This is a genomic window from Azoarcus sp. Soil_N_20 (genome assembly GCF_057656155.1).
Genome location: NZ_JBDGKX010000003.1, coordinates 139,653 through 165,154, shown reverse-complemented (window position 1 = coordinate 165,154; position 25,502 = coordinate 139,653). Strand labels below are relative to the sequence as shown.

Here is a 25,502-nt window from a genome sequence, read left to right as displayed (position 1 = left end):
CGAATCGGAGTCCGGACTGCTGGTGCTGCGACGCTCCCCCACGTGACCACGTCGGGGGAACGCCGGATCGGTTCAGGGCCAACGCTGAGCGCCAGGCAAGCGCCGCACCTTTTCGCTGGGATGCGCAGCGGTCGCGTGCATGCGAAGGCGCTTGAACGAAGTATCTTCAATCGCCGGTACATTGCTAGGGCATTGCTAGGAGGGTGTCAGCTACATTGGTATGCAGGTGCGGTTTCACATTGCTGAATCGGCTCTTGTATTGCGTTGGACGTTGACGCCGGGATGCGCTTCTCAGGTTTGCCCAGTGGTTTTCCCGATGTTTGGCGGTGGTCACGCGATTTCGTGTGTCGCGTGCTTTGAGGTTTAGCCCGAACGCTGTACGCCAGGGAGCCAGGCATGAAGACCACCGCATCAGAGACGCAGACGCGCGCGTTTCCTCCCGACTTTCTCCGTGGCTTGATGAATCGTGCCTTCGTGGTGTGCGGAGGCGTATGGCGTGCGCGTGCCCATAGGCCCACAACGCGTCCGACCCGCCGATCGCATGCGCTAGAGGCCCTGGAGCCGAGGCTGCTGCTCTCGGCGGACATTTCGGTCACCGCCGGAGCCCTGCAGGCGAACCTGACCGATGGGGCAGACACCGTCGTGATCGAGCAGACGGGCACGTCGGTCGATGGCGGCGTGATCGTCCAATTCACCTTGGATGGTGTGACAAGCTCGTATGGCGATGCCGCCACGGGGGTCACCAGTCTGACGGTGCTGGGCATGGGGGGCGATGATCACTTGACTCTCAAGACCGCGATCGACGTGGCCTTGGCGATCGATGGCGGTGACGGTGTCGATACCGTGGCCGCGGCGGATGGGGCGAATGCCTGGGCGATCACCGGCACCGGCGCCGGCACGCTCGACGGCGGTGCTTTCAGTGCGGTCGAAAACCTGATCGGCGGCACGGGCGTCGACACCTTGACGGGCGCCGATGTGAAAAGCTACTGGGTGCTCTCGGATGGGGCGGGCAGCGGTACTGTCAGCGGGATGGCTTTTGCCGGTTTCGAGAACCTGGTGGGCGGCAGTGCCGACGATATCTTCAAGATTACGGTCGGTGGTGGTCTGGACGGCATGCTCGATGGCGGGGGCGGCAATGACGCGCTGATCACGGACAGCCTTGAGAACACGTGGGCTATCGGCGCCGGCACCGTCAATGGCAAGAATCAGGGCACCCTGAGCAGCACCAATGGGCTCGTCGCGTTTCGCCAGATGGAGAACCTGATCGGCGGAAACGGCGACGACACGTTCCTCTTCGATGCCGGCGCATCCATTGATGGCGTCATCGATGGTGGCGGCGATGGCGACCGCAATGGTGATGGGCAGGTCACGTCTGAAGATCTGGCGGTCGACACCATCGATTATTCGGCTTATGGCGCGCCGGTCACGGTCAATATCGCAGCCCGAACCACCACCGGCACGACGGCTTACGCAAACGTCGATGTTTTCGCAGGCAGTACGTTGGCGGGCGATGAGATCGTCGGCCCGGTTGATGCCAGCGTAGTCTGGACGGTCAGCGAGCCTGACACGGTATCCGTGAGCGGGGTCGCCTTTTCCGGCTTCGAGAATCTCAGCGGCGCCAGCGACAACAGCGACCTGTTCCTGATCGAGGGGGCGGGGTCCATTTCCGGCACCGTCAATGGCGGCGCTGGTGGTAGTGACGGCCTGGTCTTCGTGGACCCGGACGACGAGAGTATGTCGAGTGCCTTCAATCCGGCGGGTGCAGATAGTTCGGGCACCGCCAGCGTGTTCTCGAAATCGATCGCCTATTTTGGCCTCGACAAGGTTGATTACCTGAACGCGAGCGACCCGGCCAATGTCGTGGTGACCGGGACCATCTTCAACGATTTGATTCGTGTCTTTGCCAACCCGAATGTCGAGGGTGGCCTCACGATCGAGTACGTGGGGGATGCGAGCAAGAACATCACGCTCGACGCGTTCCAGGTGATGCTCCTGGAGTCCCTGCGCATCGATGGCATCGAGGGCGCCGACACCATCATCGTCGAATCGCTGCCGGAGACCTTCGCCGCCAGCCTGTACCTCTACGGCAACCGTCTGCAGCGCAATGACCTGATCTATCCGGACATGCCCGAGGACGATCCCTATACGGACTCGGTCATCTTCAGCGGCGATGTTTCGCTCGGCTATCTGGAGGTTTTCGCCGACGACATCATCGTTCGGGACAGCGTCCATATCGACACGGGGGAGGAGGACATCTTCTTCAGGGCGCGCATGCTCGGTGTCGCCACCGTCGAGAACCTGCTGCCGGTGTTTGCGACGGCCAGATCGGTGTCGGTGGATATCGGGAAGAACGCAGTGCTCGAGGGCGGCAGCATCTACTTCGTGCTCCAGGCGGAAGACAAGAGTTTTGCCGACACAATCGGCGCTGGCCAGGAAGTGGCGAACTTCGTCATCGACCCGCTCACCGACTACATCGGCAGCGCGCTGGCCTTGCCGGCGAAGCTGTTGGTCAAACAGTCGTCGGCCGCCATCACCCTTCAGGAAGGCGCTCAATTCATCAGCAGTGGGACGATCGGTATGTACGCCACCGCCAGCGCCGATGCGTCGGGCTCGGCGTACAGCAGCATGGTGAGCGTTGCCTATGGCAGGGCAACCGCAACCGCGACGATCTCCATCGAGAATGGCGTCGTCATTGATGCCGCCGCCGCCGTGGTGATCACGGCGAGTGCCAGCGCGACGGCTGACATCGATGCAGTTTCCGAAGCACACAACGATTTCATCACCCATGTGAGCTCGAGCAACGTCCTCAGTGTCAGCAAGGATGCTGGTGCGCCGGTACTCGCCATTGGCGTGGCCGATGCCAATGTGACCTCGCACGTCAATATGGCCGCAGGTGCGTCCATCACCGCCGGCAAGACGGCCAATGTCACCGCCCAGGGCGAGGTCAGCGCCTCGGCGACCGGCGAATCCGGACTGGATGCCGACGGGGTGGCTGGCTTGAGTCTGGGTATCCAGATCTCGAACTCCGATATTCATGCCACGGTCGATGGCAACATTACCGCGCTGGCCGAGCCCGGCTACACGGTCAAGATCGAGATCGACCCGCTGGTGGCGAAGGCCGACTACACCAGCGACGAAACGGTCTTCGGGTTGAAGAGTGGCAAGACGGTCGAGTTGACCACCGATGTCGGGTCGCTGGTTGCCGGCACCGTCGTGAAGTACATCGGCGCCTCCGTGGCCGACACCGTGGTGCTCGCGACACAGGACTTCGATAACGAAAATGCGTGGGAGACGTCCGATCCTGCCTATGGATACATCGACTACGACACCCACCGCATCTTTCTGGGGGACATCTCCCTGGTGACCGAAGACGTCATCACCTATACCAACCGCCGCGGCACCAGTATCGGCGGTCTGGTGGACGGCACCTCGTACTACGTGATCGCCGACCTGGACGATCCGGGCTATTTCTGGCTGGCCGAGACCGAGACGCAGGCCATTCGCGCCAGTCTGGGCTACTTGCAGAACAACATCGTTCCGCTCAGCAAGGTCGGCGTACCAGAGACCGAGAACAATGATCGCCCCTTCGACAGCACCGATGTCGATGCCGACGCCAACACCATTGCGCTGCAGCGCGTGGCCGCCGTCAATAACACCTTCGAACTGGGCCAGGCGGTGGTCTTTCATGCCCCCAGTGTTGAATTTACGTCGGGTGAAGTCCTCAACGACACGATTCACATCGCCGGCCATGATTTTGCCACCGGCGATGTGGTGACCTACGACGGTGTCGGCCTGGGTGCGCTGGAGGATGGCGGCACTTACTACGTCATCGTCGTGGGCGCGAATGACGTCAAGCTGTCGAAGGCCCCCGGTGGGGCGTCTCTCGCGCTGAGGGCGGACACGAGCACGGCAGGCAGGGCGGCAGTCGAGCACAAACTGATCAGGACGATCGAAGGCCTGGTCGATGGCGGCACCTACTATGTGGCCGCATCGACCGGTCAGAACAACCTCCAGGGCAATACCCGCTTCACCGAAACGCAGGTCATCGGCTTGTCCGAATCGGAGAACGAGTCGCGCGGCGGCGTCTTGATTGACATTGGCGTGGTCACGGGCAGCGGCTACATCCTGTCAGCCAAGCATGTGCTTGATTCCGGTTTCGCCACCGGCCTCGGTGTGGTGGCCCAATTGACAGCGGAAAACAACGCTTCCGCCAGTACAAGCATGGGCAACAACGACCCGGTCACGACCCTGTGGTCCGAGTTCATCGACACGGTGAATACCAACGTGCCCGATTTGCTCTTCAGCAAACTGACCGCGCTGGCGGGCGGTCTGCTCAGCGAGTCACCGGTGTCGATCTCCGGCGCTTTGGCGCTCAGCGTCATCAACCACACGGTGCTTGCCGACGTGGGAAGTTCGGCGATCCTGAAGTCCAACGAGGATCTCGAAGTCAAGGCGTTGATCAGACAGACTTATGCGCTGGGCGCCGAGAGCGACTCCGAGTCCGATGCCGAGATCGGGGTCAGCGTGGCGGTGAATGTCGCCGTCATCAACAACACGGCCAAGGCGACGATCCAGTCGGACGCTCGGCTCGACGGTCTGCGGGCCACACGGGTCATCTCGGATGTTTCTTACCCGTTCCTCACGCGGCCGGACGAATTCATCCCGCTGTCGTGGGGCGAACTCGTGGACAGCCTCCGCTCGGAAGGCCCCGAGGCGATTACCAAGTATCTGACCAGCACCTTTGGCGCGAAGGAGGCCTTCTTCAATAGCTGGGCCACGAGCACCTCCGACGCGGAAAAGGCGTCCATCGCAGCGTCGGTGAATGTGATCGTGGAGAACAATGTCGCCGAAGCGATCGTCCGCTCGGGCGCGCTCATCAACCAGGACGCTGATTGGCACGACAACGCCAAGAACGAACATATCAACCAGGCGGCACAGCAGGGTGATCTGAAAGGCGAGGAGGTGGTGTCGATCGAAGCCACCAACTATGCACAGCTGATCAACATGACCGGTATTTTCTCGCTGCCCAGCCTGAGTATTGATCCGTCGACGCTGGAGGGAGAATTCAAGGGGCCGAGTGCATTCGGCGCCACGGACGGCAAAAAGGCTGGTGCCGGCGGTTCGGTATTCGTTAGTACCCGCAGCAACACCACGCATGCCATCGTTGAAGACGGCGCCGCGATTTACAGTGGCGCCGACGGCGGCTTCAACATGAAGGCCGAAGAGGCCATGCTGAACGTGAATCTGGTGCAATCCGGTGCATCGGGCGGCGACTACGTGTTGGCCGGTTCGGTGTCCACCGTCATCCAGACCAGCGACACCCTCGTGCAACTGGGGGCCGCCGCGCGGGTCACGGGACGCGATGTGCGGCTCTATGCCGGAGATCTGACCACCAACATCAATTGGGTTGGCGGCATCGCGGCCGGCGACAGCCTCGGCATCGGTTTTTCGCTCGCGATCAACGAGTTTGACCGCACGACCAAGGCCGTCATCGGCGACCCTGACGGGGCCGGAGCTGGCGCGCCCGCTGACGGCAACTCGATCAATGTGTCTGGCGTGGTGGATGTGCTGGCCAAGCAGGACGGCGATTTGTGGGCGTTCTCGATCGCGGGTGCGACGGCCGGCGTCACCCTCACGCAAAGTGAGTTTGCGATTGCGGGTGTTGCCGCAGGATCGTTCAACAAGATCCGTTCCGAGACGGTTGCGCTGGTGAGTTCGAGTTCGATCGATGCTGGCGGCGGGCTCTATGTGAAGGCCACCGATACAACGAAGATCATTGCGATTACGGGAGGAGGGGCGCTTGCGATCACGACCGGGCAAGGCGATGCCCTGGCGGTCGCCGTGGGTCTGGCGCTGGCGCACAACACTATCGAATCCGACATCACGGCCTCGATCGAGGACAGTGTGGTCAGTGGCGGAGGCAATGTCGTCGTCCAGGCCCTCGACAATGGATCGATCACGGCGGTGGCCGCGGCGGTCGCGGTGTCGATCGCGGGAGGGAGTAATCTGGGTTTTGCGATCAGTGGCGGTGGGGCCGAATCCACCAACGTGGTGCTCTCGCGCGCCAATGCATCCATTGTTGACAGCCAGATTGGCAGCGTCGGTGATCCGGTTGGCGACGTGACTGTCGACGCCGCCAGCGAGACCAACATCAGGGCCACCGTCGGCGCGGCGGCCGTGGCTGCCGGGATCGGCGGTAGCTTCAGCGGCGGCGTCGCCATCGGGGTGGGCGTCGCGCGCAACTTCATCGGCTGGAACCCCAGTGGCGACACCAGCGTGGCGGCGGACTACGACACCTATCACGCGCCGCTGACGACGCTGGAAAAAGGCAAGAAGGTGCTTGTTGCCGAAGGCGCATTTGCCGGCGACGTCTACGAGTACATCGGCGACACGGTGACCGTCGCCGACGATCCGGGCACGGATTACGTCGAGGCCATTTATCTGGCTTCCCAGCAATTCCGCGACCCCAGTCTCTGGAAGCACATCAATGCCGGCGTCGATACGGCGCAGATCCGGGCGTACATGGCCGATTCGAGCGTGCACAGTGCGGGCGACGTGACCATCCATGCGCGTGATACGGCCAGGATTGATGCCATTGTGCTGGCGGCTGCCGTCGGGGTGGGCGGGGGCGGGGATCTTGCCGTCGCGATCAGTGGAGCCGGTGTCTACGCGGAAAACAAGATCAACACCGAGGTCAAGGCCTTCATCGATGGCGATGGCGCCAGCGCGGCGAATGCCGGCATCACGGCCGATCGCTTGCAGTTGGGGGCCGTTGATTCGTCGAGCATCAATGCGGTCGCGGCGGCCGCATCGCTCTCCGTGGCGATCGGAAAACAGGCCGGGGTCGCCGCTGCGATCGGGTTGTCGCTGGCCTTCAACGAAATCGAAAACGATGTCGACGCCTCGATTCGGAACGCCGACCAGGGGATCTCCACCACGGGGAGCGTCACCGTCTCGGCGGTGACCCAGGGCCAGCACCTGTTCGATCTGGACCAGAGCGGTCCGCTGACCGCGACCAATCTGGATGATGCCGCCAAGGCGGATTCCCTCGCCGAGGTGATCTTCAATACCGACAGCGGGGTCCAGGACGTACGCCAGGACGATACCGTGCTGGTGCTCGATGGCTACGACGCGAGCAAGGGTGGGGCCGGCCACATCTACCGCTACCTGCCCGATACCATCGGCCCCCACGAGGCCATCGACCTGGGCAACCAGAACTACAACGATACCGGCAAGTGGCTGCTGGTCGAGGCGCCCAGGACAGATGCCATCTCGGACCGCCTGATCCTCGAGGCGCTGCGTGCGGCATTTGCCGCCCAGGGCGAAGACCTGGCGGTGTTCGACACCGTTGCTCCGGCCGCCCAATTCACTACGGAGGACGGAACCCAGTCGCTCGGCGAGGGCGCCTCGGTACAGATTGGCGAGGACTATGCCAATGGCGGCGAAGTGGGCCGTGTCTATCGTTACTTCGGAACCCCCGGGGATGTCGTCCTCGGCGCGCAGGACTACGCCAACGACCCGGACTGGGTGCTAGCGGACAAGCTCAGGATCTCCGCCCTGGAGCCCGGCCGGAGCTGGACCCTGGTTGCGCCCGACGGCGTCACCTTTGTCCTTGAACTGACCGACGCCGGCACCATCAGCGTCAGTCGCAACTCGATCAATGCGGTGGCGGTCGCCGCGTCCGTGGCGGTGGGGTTCGGCGGCGAGGTGGGCGTGGCCGTCAGCGGCGCCGGCGCCGTGGCGCAGAACGTGATTCTGTCGCGCGCCAACGCTTATGCGCAGGGCAGCATCATCGACAGCACCGGCTCGGTGAGCCTGAGTGCCACCAGCACGTCGACCATCTCTTCCGTCGTGGTGGCGCTGTCCGCCGCCATAGGCGGCGGCGTGGGCACCGCCGGTGTCGGCGCGTCGATCGGGGTCGCCGTGGCGCGCAACTTCATCGGCTGGACCCCGGGCGCCGGTATCGAATCGCCCGCGCAGGTGCGGGCCTACCTGATGGATTCGAGCGTCATCACCGATGGCGCGCTCACCCAGACCGCTATCGCGAGCGAGAAGATCAGCTCGGTGGTGGTCTCGGGCTCCGTCGCGGTCGGGGGCGGGTTGTGGGCCGGTGTCGCTGTCAGTGGCGCGGGGGTTTACGCCGAAAACAAGATCGGGGTGGACGTCAAAGCCTTCATCGCCGGCGATCGCAGCAGCGGGGTCACCGGCATCTTCGCCGACAGCGTCAACCTGACGGCGAGCGACAATTCCGGCATCCATGCCGTCGCCGCCGCGGTGTCGGTGAGTCTGTCCGGTGGGTTCGTGGGCGCTTCGGTTTCCGTGGGGGTCTCCCTCGCGCGCAACACGATCACCAGCGACGTGGATGCCTACATCCTCGATGCCGATGGCGCAGATGGCGATCCCGGCGATTTCGGCGTGGTCACGACCACCGCGGGCGGTATCACGATTTCGGCGTCCGAAGTGGCCAGCATCAGCGCGGTGTCGGCGGCGGCCTCCCTGGCCGCGTCCGGGGGATTCGTCGGCGTGGGGGTGAGTGGTGCGGGCGCCGATGCGTACAACGTCATCCTCACCGGCACCCATGCCTATGTGGACAGCAGCGCCGTCAGCAGCGGTGGCAAGGTGGACATCGACGCCCGCAATGACGCGTCGATCGGCGCCACGATCGTGGGCGTGTCGGTGGGCGTGGGGGGCGGGGTCGTCGGCGTGGGCGCGTCCATCGGCGTGGCCGTGGCGCGTAACACCGTCGGCTACGGCACGGACGAGAACCTCCCCTCCGATTACAAGACCGGCGACAATCCGACCGCCATCGCCAACGGCAATACCGTCAAGATTGCCGGGGGCGCCAATGCGGGCAACATCTACCGGTATATCGGTCAGGCCAACATCGATCGCCCGGATGGCAATGACAACTGGCTGACGCGCATCGATTATTCCGACGTTTCGCTTTGGGAGCTGGTCAACCTGGAAAAACAGGCGGCCCAGGTCCAGGCCTATGTCACCGACTCGACCATCGATGCCGCCGGCGCGCTGACCGTCGATGCCCACTCCAGCCAGCAAATCCATGCGACGGTGATCTCCGTCTCGGTGGCGCTGTCGGGCGGGCTGGTCGGCGTGTCCCTGAGCGGAGCGGGCGCCGGCGCTGACAACCGCATCGCCACCGAGGTGCAGGCCTATCTGCAAGGCGACATGGATGGCCGTGGCATCCGCGCGGCCAGTGTCCACATCGACGCCGGCGATACCTCGACGATCGATGCTCACACCGGCGCCGTCTCGGTGGCCGCCACCGTCGGCATCGTGGGTGCGGCCGCCTCGATCGGCGTTGGCGTTGCCCACAATGCGGTGGACAACGATGTGGCCAGCTTCTTCCAGGATGTCGACGCCGGGGTGAGCGCCACCACCGGCGACATCCGCCTGATGGCCCACGAGACGGCGTCGATCCATGCCGATGCCTTCGCTGCCTCCGTGGCCGTGTCACTCAGTGGCGTGAGCCTGGCCGTCAGTGGCGCCGGCGTCTACGCTGGCAATACGATTCTCGGCAGTGTCGATGCGTATGCCGGCAACAGCGTGCTGACCAGCGCCGGGGATGTCATCCTGGCGGCCGGCAACCTGTCCGCCATCCACGCCAGGACCTTGGGGGTCTCTGCGGCGGTGGGTGCCGGGGGGGCTGCGGGGCTGGGTGTATCGATCGGTGCGGCAATCGCCGAGAACACCATCGGTTCGGGCGTCCATGCTTACCTCAAAGACGTGAGTGTCGACGCCGCGGGCGACCTGGGCGTCACCGCGACCGCGAACCAAGCAATCGAGGCGGGGGTCACCGCGGTCTCGGTGGCCGCCTCGTCCGGTTTCGTCGGGAGCGCTCTGAGCGGGGCGGGGGGGAGCGCGAACAACGCCGTGGCGGCCGATGTGCGGGCGTATATCGATGCCACCGACCCGGGCAGGGACGGGCTCGGCGCGATGGGGATCATCGCCGACAGCGTCGCATTACGTGCAAGCGATGTCTCGTCGATCGATGCCGACGTCGCCGCCGTATCGGTGGCCGCCAGTCTGGCGGTGGGCGGCGGGGCGATCTCGGTCGGCATCTCCAATGCCAACAACGCTATCGACAACGTCGTTGAAGCGTATGCCACCTCGGCGAAGATCGGCACCGTCACCGGCGATCTGAGCATTGCCGCCGTCGAGGACGCGACGATCACCGGCGGGTCCACCGCCGCGTCGGTGGCGGTCACCTCGGTGATCGCGGCGGCCGGCAGCGGTGCCGAGTCGCATGCCCGCATCAACACCATCACCCGGGCCTATGCCGACCCGGTCGAGCTGGATGTGGCAGGCGCCATCGATATCAATGCGAGTTCCACCAGCGCGGCAACCGCCGAGGCCAAGGGCACGGCCGCCGCCGCCGCCTTCATTCCCATCGCCGGCGCGGTCTCCAAGGCCTCCGTCACGGTGGCGCCGACGGTCGAGACCCGGCTCGGCGGCTACGCCGATGACCGGCTCGTTCAGGCGCAGGGCAACATCAACGTGATCTCGACCGTGACCGCCAACGCGTCGGCCACGGCCTTGGGCGACGCCTACGCAATCGGGTTCGGCGTTGCGGTGGGTGAGACGACCGCAACCGCGTCGATCGTGCCCATGGTCAGGAGCACGATCAGCGGCGGCCAGGTCGTCTCGACCGGCGGTGGGCTGGATGTCAAGGCATTCACCACCGAACATGCCAACGCCGATGCCCGCGCCGCCGCCGGCGCCGGACTGGTGGGTGCCAGTGGCGCCACCGCGTCGAGCATCGTCGCGCCCTACGTCGATGCCCACATCGGTAGCGGCGCAGTGGTCGACGTGGCCGGCGCTATCGTGGTCGAGGCCAAGGACAGTCCGGAAGGCGATGCCACCAACAACGTATCAGGGACGGGCTTTGTCGGTACGGCCGGGTCTTTGTCGTCGGTGACGGTGACGCCGATCGTGCAAGCCTTCATCGGCAGCGGTTCGCAAGTGAATGCCGGCGCCGTGTCGGTTACTGCGGTCTCGCAGGCCATCAAGTCACAGGATCTGATCAACAGTCTGCCGACCTACGACATCACCAGCGTCGACGCGAACAAGGACACGATCGCGGTTGCCAATCACGCGCTGCAGAGCGGCGACGTCATCGAGTATCAGAGTGGGGACCCCAACCAGCTCATCGGCGGGCTCCAGCAGACCTACACCGACCCGAACATCCTCGACGAGAACGGCAACCCCGTCTCGACGGCGCGTCAGTACGGTGTGCTTAACGTCGCGCTGGCATCCGACCCCTCCCAGATCGACCCGGACCGGATCGCCCTGGGCGCCGAATTCAGCGGCGCCGATGTGGATGCCGAAAAGGAAACCATCACCTTCGCGTCGCCGCACAAACTGCTCGACGGCGATCAGGTGGTCTACCAGCCAGGTGATCCGACCCTGATCATCCCGGGGCTGACCGCGGGGGCGACGTACACCGTACGGGTGATCGACGCCAATACGATTCAACTGGTGGCGCCGGGTGGCCTGAATCCGTTTGCGGTCGGCGATGTCGCCGGCGATACCACCATCAACGACGCCAACACCTTCACCGAGCATCAGGCCGTCACCTACCATGCGCCGCCGCAGCTGACATTTGCCAGCGGGCAGGTCGATGTGGTGGTTGGCACCGACGTCAACGGCAACCCGTCGCTGACGGACGATCCGAGCCAGGACAACATCCATTTCTTCGACGCCGCCGGCAACGACCTGGCCCATGGTTTCGCCGATGGTGAACGCGTCGTGTACAGCGTTCAGGGCGGCAGCCCCATCGGTGGACTGGTCGATGGCCAGATCTACCGGGTCTTGCGCATCGATGCGAGCAACCTGGGACTGGCCGCGACGGCGACGGCAGACGTGAGCTTCACGAAGGCCGTGAGCGGCGGCGCCAAGGCGTACATGACCGGCGTCAACTGGTCGGCTTACGGGTTTGCGGTGGGTCAGACCTTCACCCTCTCGGGTGGCGGTGCCAACAATGGCACTTATACAGTGGCCGGCATCGATGGCGGCAAGCTGGAGATCACGACCGACTTTGGTTCGGCCGGGACGCTCGCGAAGACGGTGGATGGCAGTACGGCCATCGCCTTGTCGCCCGACAAGACCCGCAATGCGACCCACAGTCTGGTGCGGCCGGGGGAGCGAGGTTTTGCCAATCTGGTGGATGGTCAGACGTACTACGTCCTGAACCGGACCGCGAACAGCTATCAGCTGACCACAAGCCCGACCGGCAACACCGCCCTGGCCCTGGGCAGCGCGGGTCTGAGCAGTACCGCGACCCACTGGATCGGGACGGAAAGTGTCGACCTGTCGGCGGCCAGCGGCGGCCAGCAGTTCCGCATCGATCTCACTTCCTCGATCCTGCCGGGCATGTCCCAGAAGATCGTCGGCGCCGGTGGCGTGTCCCTGGTCGAGCGCCTGCCACTGCTGGGCGATGGCGTTTCCACGGCGAACGCCGTCGGCTCCGGCAATGGCTTCGTCGGTGCAGGCAACAACAGTTCGACGGTCACGATCATCACCCAGGTGACGGCCTACATTGCGTCGGACGCCTTGTCGACGACCCGGGACGCGGGCTCGCTCACGGCCACGGGGGATGTGTCGGTGTCCGCCGTCTCGGTGACGAACGCGAAGACGAAGGCCGCCAACTCCGCGGGCGGCTTCGTCGGCGCCGGAACCTCAGGCGGAACCACCGTCCAGATGAGCATTACCGAGGCCTACATTGCCGCCGGCACCAACATCGGCGCTGAAGGCGACGTGACCGTTCGGGCCACCGCGCTGCACAAGACCGCCGGCCTCAGCCAGGCCGTGGCCGGCGGCTTTGCCTCCGACGTCCATGCCAACATGGACTCGACGGTCACCTACCAGACCCTGGCGGATCTGCGCAGCGGGGCGAAAATCGTCGCCGGCGGCCATGTCGATATCATCGCCATCAGCGATCTAGATGCTTTGACCCGGACCTACGCCGACGGCCGCGGCTTTGGTGGCGGCGGCTATGCCAACACCACCTACGCCGTGACCAACGGCAGCCGCAGCCTCGTGACGATCGGCGACAACGCGATCGTGACCGCGGACGCGCTGGCCTTGCGCGCCCTGACCACGACGATGACCGTGCGCACCGAAGCGGTAGGCGTGGGTGCGGGCTTCGTCGCAGTGTCGAAGAACAATTCGAACCTGACGGTGAACGCCACCAACAAGGTGCTGATCGGCAGCGGCGCAAACCTGACTGGCTACAAGGGCGTCGACATCGCGGCCCGGTTCACCGGCGTGGATACCTTCGCCTATTCCGACGCCAAGGTGATGGGCGTGTTCGGCTACCTGGAGTCCAATCCGACCAATCTGACCACCCTGGTTTCCAGCGTGGTGGCCGACCCACGCACATTGGTGCCGCGCGCCCAGGTGTCGGCGGGGCCGCGCGATGCGCTCGACGGTGACCTCGATCACCCGGCGGGCGACGCCGGCGCGCTCGATACCCTGGCGCTGCATGTGGACACCACGAACCAGATCACCAGGATCGATCGCCAGGCCGATATCCATCGCTATGCGCTGGCCGGCGGCGGTGACAACGGCGAGTTGCAGGACAACCAGACCCGTACGGTCACCTGGAATGCCGATGTGCATATCCTCGGGCAGAGCCCGGAGCTGGTGATCGGCGCCAACGGCGAGATCCTCAAGGCGGTCAACGTGAGTGTGAAGACCGCCGCGAACCCCTACCAGACCAGCGGCACGATCGCCGCCAGCGAGGCGGAGGTGTTCGTCAATGACCTGCGCAACAGCAGTTCGGGTCAGGTGTATTTCAACGATGGCGGGGAGGCGACCGGCAGCGGCGTGGTGCTGATTAGCGGTAGTGGCAGCACCTGGGATTTCTCCGACACCTACCGCCAGGTGCTGATCACCAACTACTCGGGCAAGACCCTCCGGATCAACGACGTCGACGTGGTCAATACCGTGGCCGACCCCCTGGTGGATCTCAACGGCAAGAATGTCTCCCTGACCTTCGCGATCGACCGCACGGTGGCGCCGACCCTGGTCCAGGTCGAGAACCTGAGCGCCTCGAACGTGGTGCTCAACGGCACCATCAACGACCCCATCGGATCCACCATCATCCACAACAGCGGCGGCGACATCACCGCCGCTCGCGGCCGGGATGTTCCGGAGGCCGGCACCGGCCGGATCTCCCTGATCACCACCGCCATCCTGGATCTGCGGACGCCCGCGTCCGACATCGGCAATGCCGCGTCGCGGGTCAATGTGGACATGATCTACAGCGCCAACGCCTTGCCCACGACCCAGTTCCGCACCACCGATGTGGCCGACCTGGCCGACGCGGTGTTCCTGGGCGGCGGTTCGCTGTTCGACGGCCAGCTGGTGAAGTACGAGACCAGCGGCACCGCGATCGGCGGCCTGGTCGATGGCAACTACTACGTGGTGGTGCGCGCCGACAACGGCGCCAGCATCCAGCTGGCCAGCCGCGATGTGGACGGCACGCTGCATGTGCTGGCGCTCGATCCGACCACCTCGGGCGCGGCGACGGTGCACACCCTGACTGCAGCGCAGCAGGTGGTGGGCGAAGCCGGCGGCGACATCTACCTCGACCTCAAGGCGCGCCTGCGCGCCGAGGCGCCGGTGAGCGAAATCACCGCCACCGTCGATTCCCTGCGCGCCGGCGGCACGATCGATCTGCTGCTCGAGGACTCGGTGCAGGAATCGACCGCCGGGGTGTCCGCCGGCGTGCGTGTGACCACCTTGAACGAGACCACCATTCCCGCGCCCAACGTAACCCGGGACAAGTATTTCTCCAGCTTCTTCCGCCCCGACGGCTCGGCCGTGCTCCATGAGGATCTGGGCGCCTTCGGCGGCACCATCACCACCGCGCGCGACACGGTCTACGACTTCCGCGACCTGGATGCCAACGGCGAGCGCACGGTCGCCGGCCTCATTGCCGGCCAGATCGACGGCAACATCATCGTCACCGCCAGGCAGCCGCTGCCGGCCGACATCCAGATCAGCGTGCTCGGCATCACCGACATCCTGGGCAGCGGCCACATCGATGTGCTGACCAATGGCTTCATCACCCTGACGGAACAGGCCGGCGACATGCGGGTGGGGGACATCACCTCCACCGCCGATGACGTCACCCTCACGTCTCCCGCGGCCATCGTCGATGCCCTCGGGGACAGCGCCGCCGACGTGACCGGCGTCAACATCACCCTCACGGCCATGAGCGGCATCGGCAGCGCCGGCAACTTCCTCGAAACCAACCTGCTCGATACGGTGAGCGGCGTGCCCCAGTCCGGCGTGCTGCGCGCCCAGGCCAACCAGAGCATCTTCATCGAGGAGACCCAGGGCGATCTGCGCGTGTATCGCGTGGTGTCCGTCCTGGGCAACGTGAGCCTGGTGACCCGCGCCGGTTCCATCCTCGATGCCCATGACGATGTGAACACCGACCCCGCCAGCGACGGTGCCTTCCATGACGCCGACGGCCGGGTGCGGGATGCCATCAACGTGATGGCCATGAACATCGACCTGGACGCCAACGGCGGCAGCATCGGCACCGCCGGCGACGATCTGGACATCGACAGCGGCGTGGTGGACGGCAACCACACCCAGGGCCAGGGGCGGCTCTATGCCGAGGCGGACCAGGATGTCTATCTCACCGAGGTGAACGGGGAGCTGAACGTGCTGGCGGCACGTGCTCTCGGTGGCAGCCTGCGCCTCACGACGCCGGACACCAGCGCGGCCGACACCGAGAACCTGGTGCTGCTCGCCAGCGGCAGTGCGCGCGTGAAGGAAAGTGGCGACACCGAGGTGCCGCTGGGCGAAATCACGGCCTTCGCCACGGTGGCCCTGTGGGTCGGCGACAACGTGACCACCGCCGCCAACAGCCGCATCGTGGCGGGCGCCGGCATCACCATTCGCGGCGACACCCGGCGTGTGGGCAAGACCGATACGGTGGACCCGGACGAAGCGGACGACGGGCGGGGCACGCAGATGCTGCTCAGGGGCGTCATCGGCGCGTCCCAGGCGCCGGCGGATCTGTCCGTCTTCAACGACAACGCCAAGACCTTCACCCGCATCTACGGTCATGACGACATCGACACCTTCGTCTTCGACCAGACCCGTCTGGACGCCAACACCACCGTGTACGGCAGCTGGAAGTCGGATGGCGAGACCCTGCTGGCACAGGATGGCGAAGACCGTTTCATCGTCGATCACCTGCGCTCCATGCATGTGGACCGCAATGGCATCGGCGACACCCTGACCCTGGACGGCCAGAGCGAGACCGACTACTACGAGATCCGCACCGACGGCAGCCAGGCGGCCGATCCGCAGAACTACGTCATCAACGTGCTCGACACCGGGGCCAAGGACAATGGCGTCGATGAACTGAAGATCCTCGGTTTCGACGGCAGCGCCAACGGCGCCGGGCAGGGCACCGACGACATCTTCCTGCTGCGGGCCATGGTCGGGATCCCGTCCGAGACCAGCGATTCGCCGGCCTTCGTGGCGGTGCTGCACGGCAGCATCGAACAGGCCATGGCCGGCACCTCGCCGACCCAGGTGGCGCGGGTGAACTACGACGCCAACCTCAATGGCCGGCTCATCGTCGAAGGCCTGGGCGGCAACGATTACTTCGCGGTGGACGACAATAGCGCGATCACCACGCTGGACGGCGGTGCCGGCGACGACACCTTCCAGATCGGCCAGATCTACGGCGCGCAGCGCAACGTGGGCAGCGCGCTGGCGTCGTCCGACGTGTTCGGCACCGTGGCCACCACCCGCGGCTACCTGAGCCGCGGCAACAGCGCGCCCCTGGTGGCACAGGGGGGCAGCGGCAACGACACCTTCCAGGTGTACAGCAACCAGGCGGCCCTGCGTCTCGAAGGGGACGCGGGCGACGATCTGTTCGTGGTGCGCGCCTTCGCGCTGGCCGAAACCCATCCGGACGGCACCATCATGACCGATGGCGACGGCGTGGCGATCCGCAAGGGCGGCAGTACCGCCGCCGCCTTGCTCGGCGGCGCCGGCAACGACGATATCCGATACAACATCAACGCGCCGGTGTCGGTGGACGGTGGCGACGGTTTCGACAAGCTGCTGGTGCTGGGCACCGAGTTCGGCGACAGCTTCGTCATCACCGACCAGGGCGTGTTCGGCGCCGGCCTGAATGTCACCTTCACCACCGTCGAAGTGCTGGAGGTGGATGGCCTGGAAGGGGACGACCACTTCACCATCCAGAGCACGGCCTTCGGCGTGGCGACCCGCGTCGTCGGCGGTCTGGGCAACGACATCTTCAACGTGGCCGGTGACGTCACCGATGTCATCACCACCCAGGAGCTGGAAGGCCAGAGCGGATTCATCAATCACGAGGCCGCCTCGATCGGCGACATCGGCTATGACGGCCTCTCGATGCCGGGCATCAACCTCAATGTGGCGGGCCTCCCCGGCGGTGCCGGCGGCACCGTGAGCGGCGGCGTCGTCATCGACGAATCCGACGGCATGACCCTGGTGCGGGAAACCGCCGTCGGCGAATGGGGCACGGTGGACAGCTACACGGTGCGCCTGGCGGTGCCGGTCGCGGCCGGCACCCGGATCTACGTGACGGTCAGCGCCGCGCGTTCGCCGCAGGAAGAGCAGGACGATGCGGGCCAGGGCGACTCGGTGCTGGTGTCCACCGACCCGAACTTCGTGCGCGACATCGTCGACAACGGCATCGCCACCACCGAGCGCAGTCGTGCCGTGGTGCTGGTCTTCGATGCCAGCAACTGGGACCAGGCCCAGACCGTGTTCGTCGCGGCAGCCAACGATGCCCAGGAAGAAGGAAAGCGGGTCGTGGCCGTGAGCCACAGCGTGAAGGCGGTGCTCACCGACGCCGGCGATGTGGCGCAACAAGCCGCGGTGGCGGCCTATGACGGCATCCAGGTGAGGAACGTGCTGGTGACGGTGATCGACAACGACACGGCCGCCATCCTGCTCACCGAAAACCGCAAGGACGCCTACGACAACGGCACCACCGTGCTCGAAGGCGCCGCGCCCTATGGGATCACCGACAGCTACACGATCGAGCTGACCAAGGCGCCCACCGCGCCGGTGATGATCCAGCTGAACTACGACCACGCCCAGCTGCAGCTTTCCCAGGATGTGGTGACCTTCACCGCGGCCAACTGGAATATCCCGGTCACCATCCAGGTCTCGGCCATCGACGACACCCTGCGTGAAGACCAGAAGCTCTCCCTCATCAGCCATACCGTGATCAGCAGTGCCGACGCCAGCTATTTCGCGGCGGGCGCAAGCCTCGTGAGCGAGACGCTGGCCGTTACCGTGGCCGACAACGACGTCCCCGGCGTGCTGGTGCAGCAAAGCAACGGCAGCACCCAGGTGATCGCGGGCACCAGCCCGGTCTCCGATACCTACACGGTGCGCCTGAACGCAGCGCCCACCGGCACGGTCATCCTCACGCCCCACAATGACGGCACCACCACCTCGGCCACGCTCAGCTTCGATGAGAGCAACTGGTGGATTCCGCAGGTGGTGACGGTCACGGCGGTGGAGATCACCGATCCCGATTCGCCGCTGCTGCACCCCGGCGTCAAGCAGTTCGCGGTGCAGCCGCATCTGCTGTCCGAGCTCAAGGGGCCACTGGAGATCGAAGGCGGCCTGGGGGGCGCGGTCCATCCGCTCATCAACGCCGTCATGCTGCCGGGCGAAACCAACGTGCCGGTGCTCGGCATCACCGCGCAGCCGCCCGAGACCGAATCCATCGACATCCTCAATGTGTTCGACGATGCCAGTCAGGAAGACAAGCAGGGCGTGCTGTCCGGCACGCAACTGACCGGCTTCGACCTGGCGACCGGCCTGCATTTCGACCATGTGGCCTACGGCGAGAACGCCGACTTCGCCGGCGGCATCACCTATGGCAAGGATGGCCAGTCGAATATCGAGGTCTTCAACCTGATGATGGGGTCGGGCAACGACGAGCTGACCATCACCAGCACCCTCAGCACGATGGCGGATCACGGCGGCATCACCACCATTCACGGCGGCGGCAACATGGCGGTGCAGGCCGCCGTCGCGGGAGCCTATACCGGCACCATCGATGGGGATCGCATCACCGTCGAAGGTGGTGGCGGGCCGACCTCACCGCTGGTGATCTATGGCGACACCTCGCAGGACGCCGCCTGGTACGCCGGCCGACCCTATGACGCGGATACGGCGGACACCTTGCTGCTCGGGCCCAATCCGGGCCAGGCGCTGAGCTTCTACCGCATGCCCCGCGCCAACCCCTTCGACCGGGACGGCAACGACGTCATCGATGCGCACCTGGACACGCCGGCCACCGGCACCCTTGGGGACGACGCCCTCGGCATCGTGATCTACGGCGGCGGCGGAAATGACACGATCATCGGTACCCAACTCGGTGACGTCCTGGCGGGCGGTTCCGGTGACGACATCATCTTCGGGCAGGCGGGCGACGACCAGATCTACGGAGATTCAGGGGTCAATGTGGATGTCATTTCCCGGGTGTTGGCCGTGCCCACCGCGGACGCCCCGCGCCCTGCCAACGACAATCCCGAGTCCAACCGGGACACGCTGCTGGCGGGCAAGGACACGATCTTCGGCGACACGGGCAATGACATCATTTTCGGCGATCACGGCATCGTCACCCAGATGCTGCCCCTGGCCCAGAAGATCCTCAATGTGCGCACCATTGCCGAGTTGCACACCGACCAGCCCCTCAACGGCGCCGACGACCTCATCGAGGGCAACGCGGGACGCGACCGGATTCTGGGCGGCAACGGCTCGGACAAGATCGACGGCGGTGCGGATGCGGACGTGATCTTCGGCGACCAGGGCCGGTTGAGCTACATCGACGCGGACCACTTCGGTGCGGCCGATACTGATCTGAGCACCCTTGACGTGATCGAGAGCATCTATACCGATGCGATCTACGGTACCTCGGACACCATCACCGACGATGCCGCGGACGACATCATCCTGGGTGGCCAGGGCGATGACTCGATCTTCGCCGGTGCCGGCCAGAACATCATCTTCGGCGATCACGGCAAGCTGCTGGGCGTCGATAGCGGGCTCAACGCGCCGGTGGGCAGCACCAAGGCCGACGACGACTACCAGATGCAGGTGCTGGGTCTGGTGAGTTCCATCGCCACGGGCAGCACCAACGGCGCGGCCAACGAAGCGGGCAACGGCAACGACGTGATCGTCACCGGCATCGGCCGCGACATGATCTTCGGTGGCGGCGGCGACGACAGCATCGACAGTTTCTCGGACGCCGGCGGCACGGCCGTTCTGGATGGCAACAACATCGTGTTCGGCGACCACGGGCTGGTGGACTACCTGGCCGAGGAGATCGCCCAGGCCGAGCCGCTGGTCAATCCGGTGCGGACCAACGACATCGACCGCGTCTGGTCGATCGATACCGCCATGGGTGGCAAGGACAGCATCACCACCGGGGACCGCAACGACATCGTGCTCGGCGGCCAGGACGCGGATGTGATCGTCACCGGCCAGGGCTCGAACATCGTGCTGGGCGACAGCGGACGGCTGACCTCCGCGGAGTTCGACGTTGCGCAGGACCTGATCGTGTTCGCGGTGCACGAGTTCATCGTGTGCGAGATCGAGACCACGGGCTTTGCCGACGGCGGCGCGGACATCATCACCGGCAGCGACCTGAACGACGTGATCTTCGGCGGTGCGGGCGACGACGTGATCTACGCCGGCGACGGCGATGACCTGGTGTTCGGCGACCAGGGCCGCATCGAATGCAAGAACGGCGTGCCCTTCATTCCCGAGATCAGCCTGCCGCCGGTGTGCTGGGACCTCTTCCCGGAAGACGGCTTCCTCGAGTTCGAAGCGATCAACGTCGACACCATGACCGGCGCGGGCAACGACCTCATTTTCGGTCAGGGCGGCGACGACCTCATCATGGGCCAGCAGGGTGACGACGTGCTCTACGGCGGCGACGACGACGACGTCCTGATCGGCGGCAGCAACGTGGCCGGTGCGCTCGACGGCGACGACCGCCTCGACGGCGGCGCCGGCGCCGACGCGATCGCCGGCGACAACGCCGAGATCTGCTACCGGCCGGACGACATCGACGTGCGCTTTCGCGTGCTGTCGGGCACGCAGATCCACTGCGTGCCGGGGGTGCCGAATTCGCCCGATGCGGCGACGCTCAGCGCGCGTCAGTTCACCACCATCGATAGCCTGGCGACGCTCGTGGCGCAGGCCGACCCGCGCCAGCACACCCAGTTCCACATCGAACTCCTCGACCACAGCGACGACATCGAGCAGAACCATCCGGAGCTGTTCGGCGACGACTACATCGCGGGCGGCGCGGGCGAGGACGAGATCTTCGGCCAGCTCGGCGCCGACGTCATCCAGGGCGACGGCACCATCGGCCTGGGCAGCACCCTGCCGGCCCGCCTGAGCTACGCGGACAACCTCGCCGCGGCCCAGCTCAGCCTCACCCGCAGCGACGGCAGCACGGTCCCGGTCACGGACTTCACCGCCTTCGGTGCCCAGCGTGACGTGGCCGCGAGCGGCGTGGGCGACTTGCACGTGGCTGCCAGTTTCGAAGGCGCGGGTGACGCCGACGACTACATCGAAGGCGGCGGCGGCAAGGATGTGATCTTCGGCAACCTCGGCCAGGACGACATCCTCGGCGGCAGCTCCGACCTGTTCGGACTCACCGCGGCCGAGCTGCGCCCCGACGGCGCCGATCTCGTCTTCGGCGGCGCCGGCACCGACATCGCGCGCAACGACTACGGTGATGCCACGGTGGACGCCGAAGGGGTGGTCACCGTCAATGCAGGTGGCCACGCCCTCGATTCGGACACCCTCGTCGGCGACAACGGACGCATCCTGCGCTTGGTCGGCGTCAATGGGATGGCCCGGGGCATGGGCGAATACGCCGCCACCGAGGCCAACGCCTACGTCGCCAGCAGCGCCGGGCTGCTCATCTACAACTACGACACCGCGGCGGTGGGCGGGCAGCACATCGTGGTGCGCGCGGTCGAGCACCTGGACTACACCCCGGGCGGCGTGCTCTACAACGAAGCGGCGCAATACGACCGCGGCGGCAGCGACGAGTTGCACGGCGAGTCCGGCGACGATTTCATCTACGGCCAGCTCGGCCATGACATCGTATTCGGCGAAGGCCAGGACGACGACATCATCGGCGGCACCGGCAACGACTGGATCTCGGGTGGCACCGGCAACGATGGGGTGATCGGCGACGACGGTCGCATCATGACCAGCCGCAACTCCACCATCGGCGAAGCGCTCAACGGGGTGGCGGGCCTGAAGGACAGGGACTCCGACCTCAAGAACGCCAACGGCGACGTGCTCAACGAGTACATCAAGACGCCGGGCTCGATCCAGCAGGCCACCATCAACATCGCGGGCGAACTCAAGAAGGCGGTGAACATCACCCCCTTCAGCGTCGATCCCGCCTGGGACGGCCGCTACGACGAGTTCGTCACCTCCGGGCCCAAGCAGAACGATCCGTTCGAGTTCTTCAATAACGGCCACTACTCCAACGACATCGTCTTCGGCGGTCTGGGCGATGACTGGCTGCACGGCGGCTCGGGCGACGACGCGATTCTCGGTGGTGAAGCGCTGGAAGAGGCCTGGACCCAGGTCTCGAACACCGATGGCACCCTCGCCGGCGTCGAGCGCAGCGACTATGCGCGCCCCTTCAACCCGGGCGATGCGCTGCGCTTCAACCCGGACGACGCGGACGGCTGGCACTTCGACCGGCTGCGCCGCGCGGGCGAGTTCGCCCTCTACGACGAGTACGACCCGCGGCGCAAGATCGAACTCATTGTCGCGGCGGCCGACGCCGCGCTGGTGGGCACGGCCTACAAGGGCCAGGCAGACGTCACCGTGGGCCAGTTCTTCCTCAACTTCGACACCAGCGAAGGCGTGCATGTGCCGGCGGGCACCATAGACAAGGCCACCGGGCAGACCCCGGACAGCTACCCCGAGGCGTGGAACGACGGCAACGACCGCATCTTCGGCGACCTGGGCAACGACTGGCTGGTGGGCGGCACCGGCAACGACAACCTGTACGGCGGCTTCGGCAACGATCTCATGAACGCCGACGACAACCACGCCACCAATGGCGGCGCCAACGACGCCCCCGACACCCAGCCAAGCTACGAGGACCGCGCCTTCGGCGGGGCGGGGCGCGACATCCTGATCGGCAACACCGGCGGCGACCGCCTGATCGACTGGGTCGGCGAGTTCAACAGCTACCTGGTGCCGTTCGCACCCTTCGGCATGGCCACCGTGAGCCGCACCCTGCAGCCGCAGCTGGCCGAGTTCCTGTACGCGCTGTCGGGCTCCGACGGCGCAGATCCGACGCGGGCGGCGGATACCGGAGCCGATCCTGCGCGCAACGGCGAGCCCGAGGGCGAACTCGGGGTGATCCGTCAGAAGGACTTCGCCTGGCACGATCAGACCGGTGCGCCGACCGACCCGCAGGCGGGCAACATCCCCGGCGGCAAGCGCGACGTGCTGCGCAGCGCCAACTTCAACAGCGGGGCGACCGAGGCGCTGGCGGCCGACAGCGGCAGCTGGACGGTTTCCGGCGGCAGCATGCAGGTGGCGGCGGGCTCGCTGCACGGCGACGCGGTGGCGATCTACCAGGTCGGCGATGCGCTGCCCTCGTACTACGAGGTCCAGGCCTCCATCATGGGCTTCAAGCCGACCGCGGGCTGGAAGGCCAACAGCTACATCGTCTTCGACTACCAGAGCGACACCAACTTCAAGTTCGCCGGACTGGACATCTCCAATAACAAACTGGTGATGGGCCACCGCGACGCGAGCGGCTGGATCGTGGACGAGCAGGCCGCGGTGAAAGGCGGGGTGAAATCCGACACCTCGTACAACATGCTGCTCGCGGTCAATGGCCTCAACGCCACGCTCGTGATCAACAACGTCACCGTGTTCAGCCACACGTACGCAGCCACCGTGGTCGACGGCTGGAGCTACGGGCTGAACTGGGGTCTGGTCGGTTTCGGCTCGGACAACGCCCGCGGCGCGATCGACAACATTGCGGTGCAGGTGTTGCCGCCGGCGGTGACGCTGGACACCCGCGAGAGCTTCTCCGATGCGGTCAACATCCTCTTCGCCGGTGGCGCCGACGTGGCCGCAGGCAGTTTCGTGCAGGGCGGCGGGCGCTATGTGGGCACGCCGGCGGGCAGCGAGGCGGTGACGAGCCTGGCGAACCTGCAGGGCGTCACCCAGCTTGCGCCGGCCTCCATCCTCGACCTGTCGGCCACCTTCAACACCGGCGGGCAGGCGGGCTTCGTTTTCGACCACTACAGCGACACCGACTACAAGTTCGTGATGGTCGACGTGGCGAACCAGCAGCTCGTCATCGGTCACCGCCAGGGCAACCAGTGGACGATCGATGCGGCAGTGGGCAAGACACTGGGGGCGGGCACCGACTACGTGGTGGACGTGACGCTGCGCGGCGCGTCGGTGAGCGTGAGCCTGAACGGGCAGGTCGCGGTCGGCTTCGCCTACAACGCCATCACCATCGACGGCCGCTTCGGTCTCTTCGCCAAGGGCGCGACGGCATCGTTCGACACGGTCGGCTTCAGGACCAACGACCCGGTCTTTGCGCCCGACACGGTGATCACCAGCACGCTGATGGCGGCGGAGGCGGCGGACAGGGGGTACATTGCGGCGCCCCGATCGCTTACCGATGCCAGGCTCGAGCCGCTCGTGGCGGAGGTGATCCGGCGCTGGTCGCTGATCGAGGACGAGGACTTCGTCGAGGCCCTGCGCACGGTGGACGTGCGGATCGCCGACCTCGCTGGGCTGGAGCTGGGCGCATACCGCGACGGCGTCGTGTATATCGATGTGGATGCGGCCGGCTACGGCTGGTTCGTGGACCCCACCCCCCAGGACGACCGGGAGTACGTGCTGGACGACGGGCTGCTCGCGGCCGCGCACGGCCCGGCGGCGGGGCGCATGGATCTGCTGTCGGTGCTGGCGCACGAGTTGGGCCACGCGGGCGGATTGCCGCACGCGGACGGAAGCGTCATGGGTGAGGCACTCGCGGCCGGCACGCGCAGCCTGCCCGCGGTCGAGACCGCGGCAAGCGGTGCGCGGCAGCCGGCGGCGGACGACGTGCAGATGCCCGACATGCCCTGGCAGCATGCGGCCCAGACCGAATCGTTCGCGCCACTCGTGCCGCCGGTGATCGACTGGCAGTCGTCCTTCCCGGCGACGGAGCGTTCGCGCGCGGCGGGCGTCACCTCCGGCGCGGGCTGGCTGGCCGATTTCGTCAATCACCTCGGCCGCAGCGAGGCCGAGCGCAGTCCGAACGCCAGTCTGAAACTTCACATCCCGACCACCGCGAAAGTTACTTCGGACATGGTGAGTCTGCTTTGAGGGGAGAACCATCGCCGGTATCCAAAAGACGCCACGCGGCGAGTCATGCACGGATCGTC

1 protein-coding gene is annotated in these 25,502 nt (G+C 65.8%); it reads left to right on the top strand.

What is annotated here, in order from left to right; genetic code table 11:
• Nucleotides 1–396 precede the first annotated feature (396 nt).
• Complete coding sequence (locus tag AC3A35_RS08070) at nt 397–25,443, top strand: LEPR-XLL domain-containing protein (RefSeq protein WP_487435523.1); 25,047 nt, start codon at nt 397–399, stop codon at nt 25,441–25,443.
• Nucleotides 25,444–25,502: the final 59 nt, after the last annotated feature.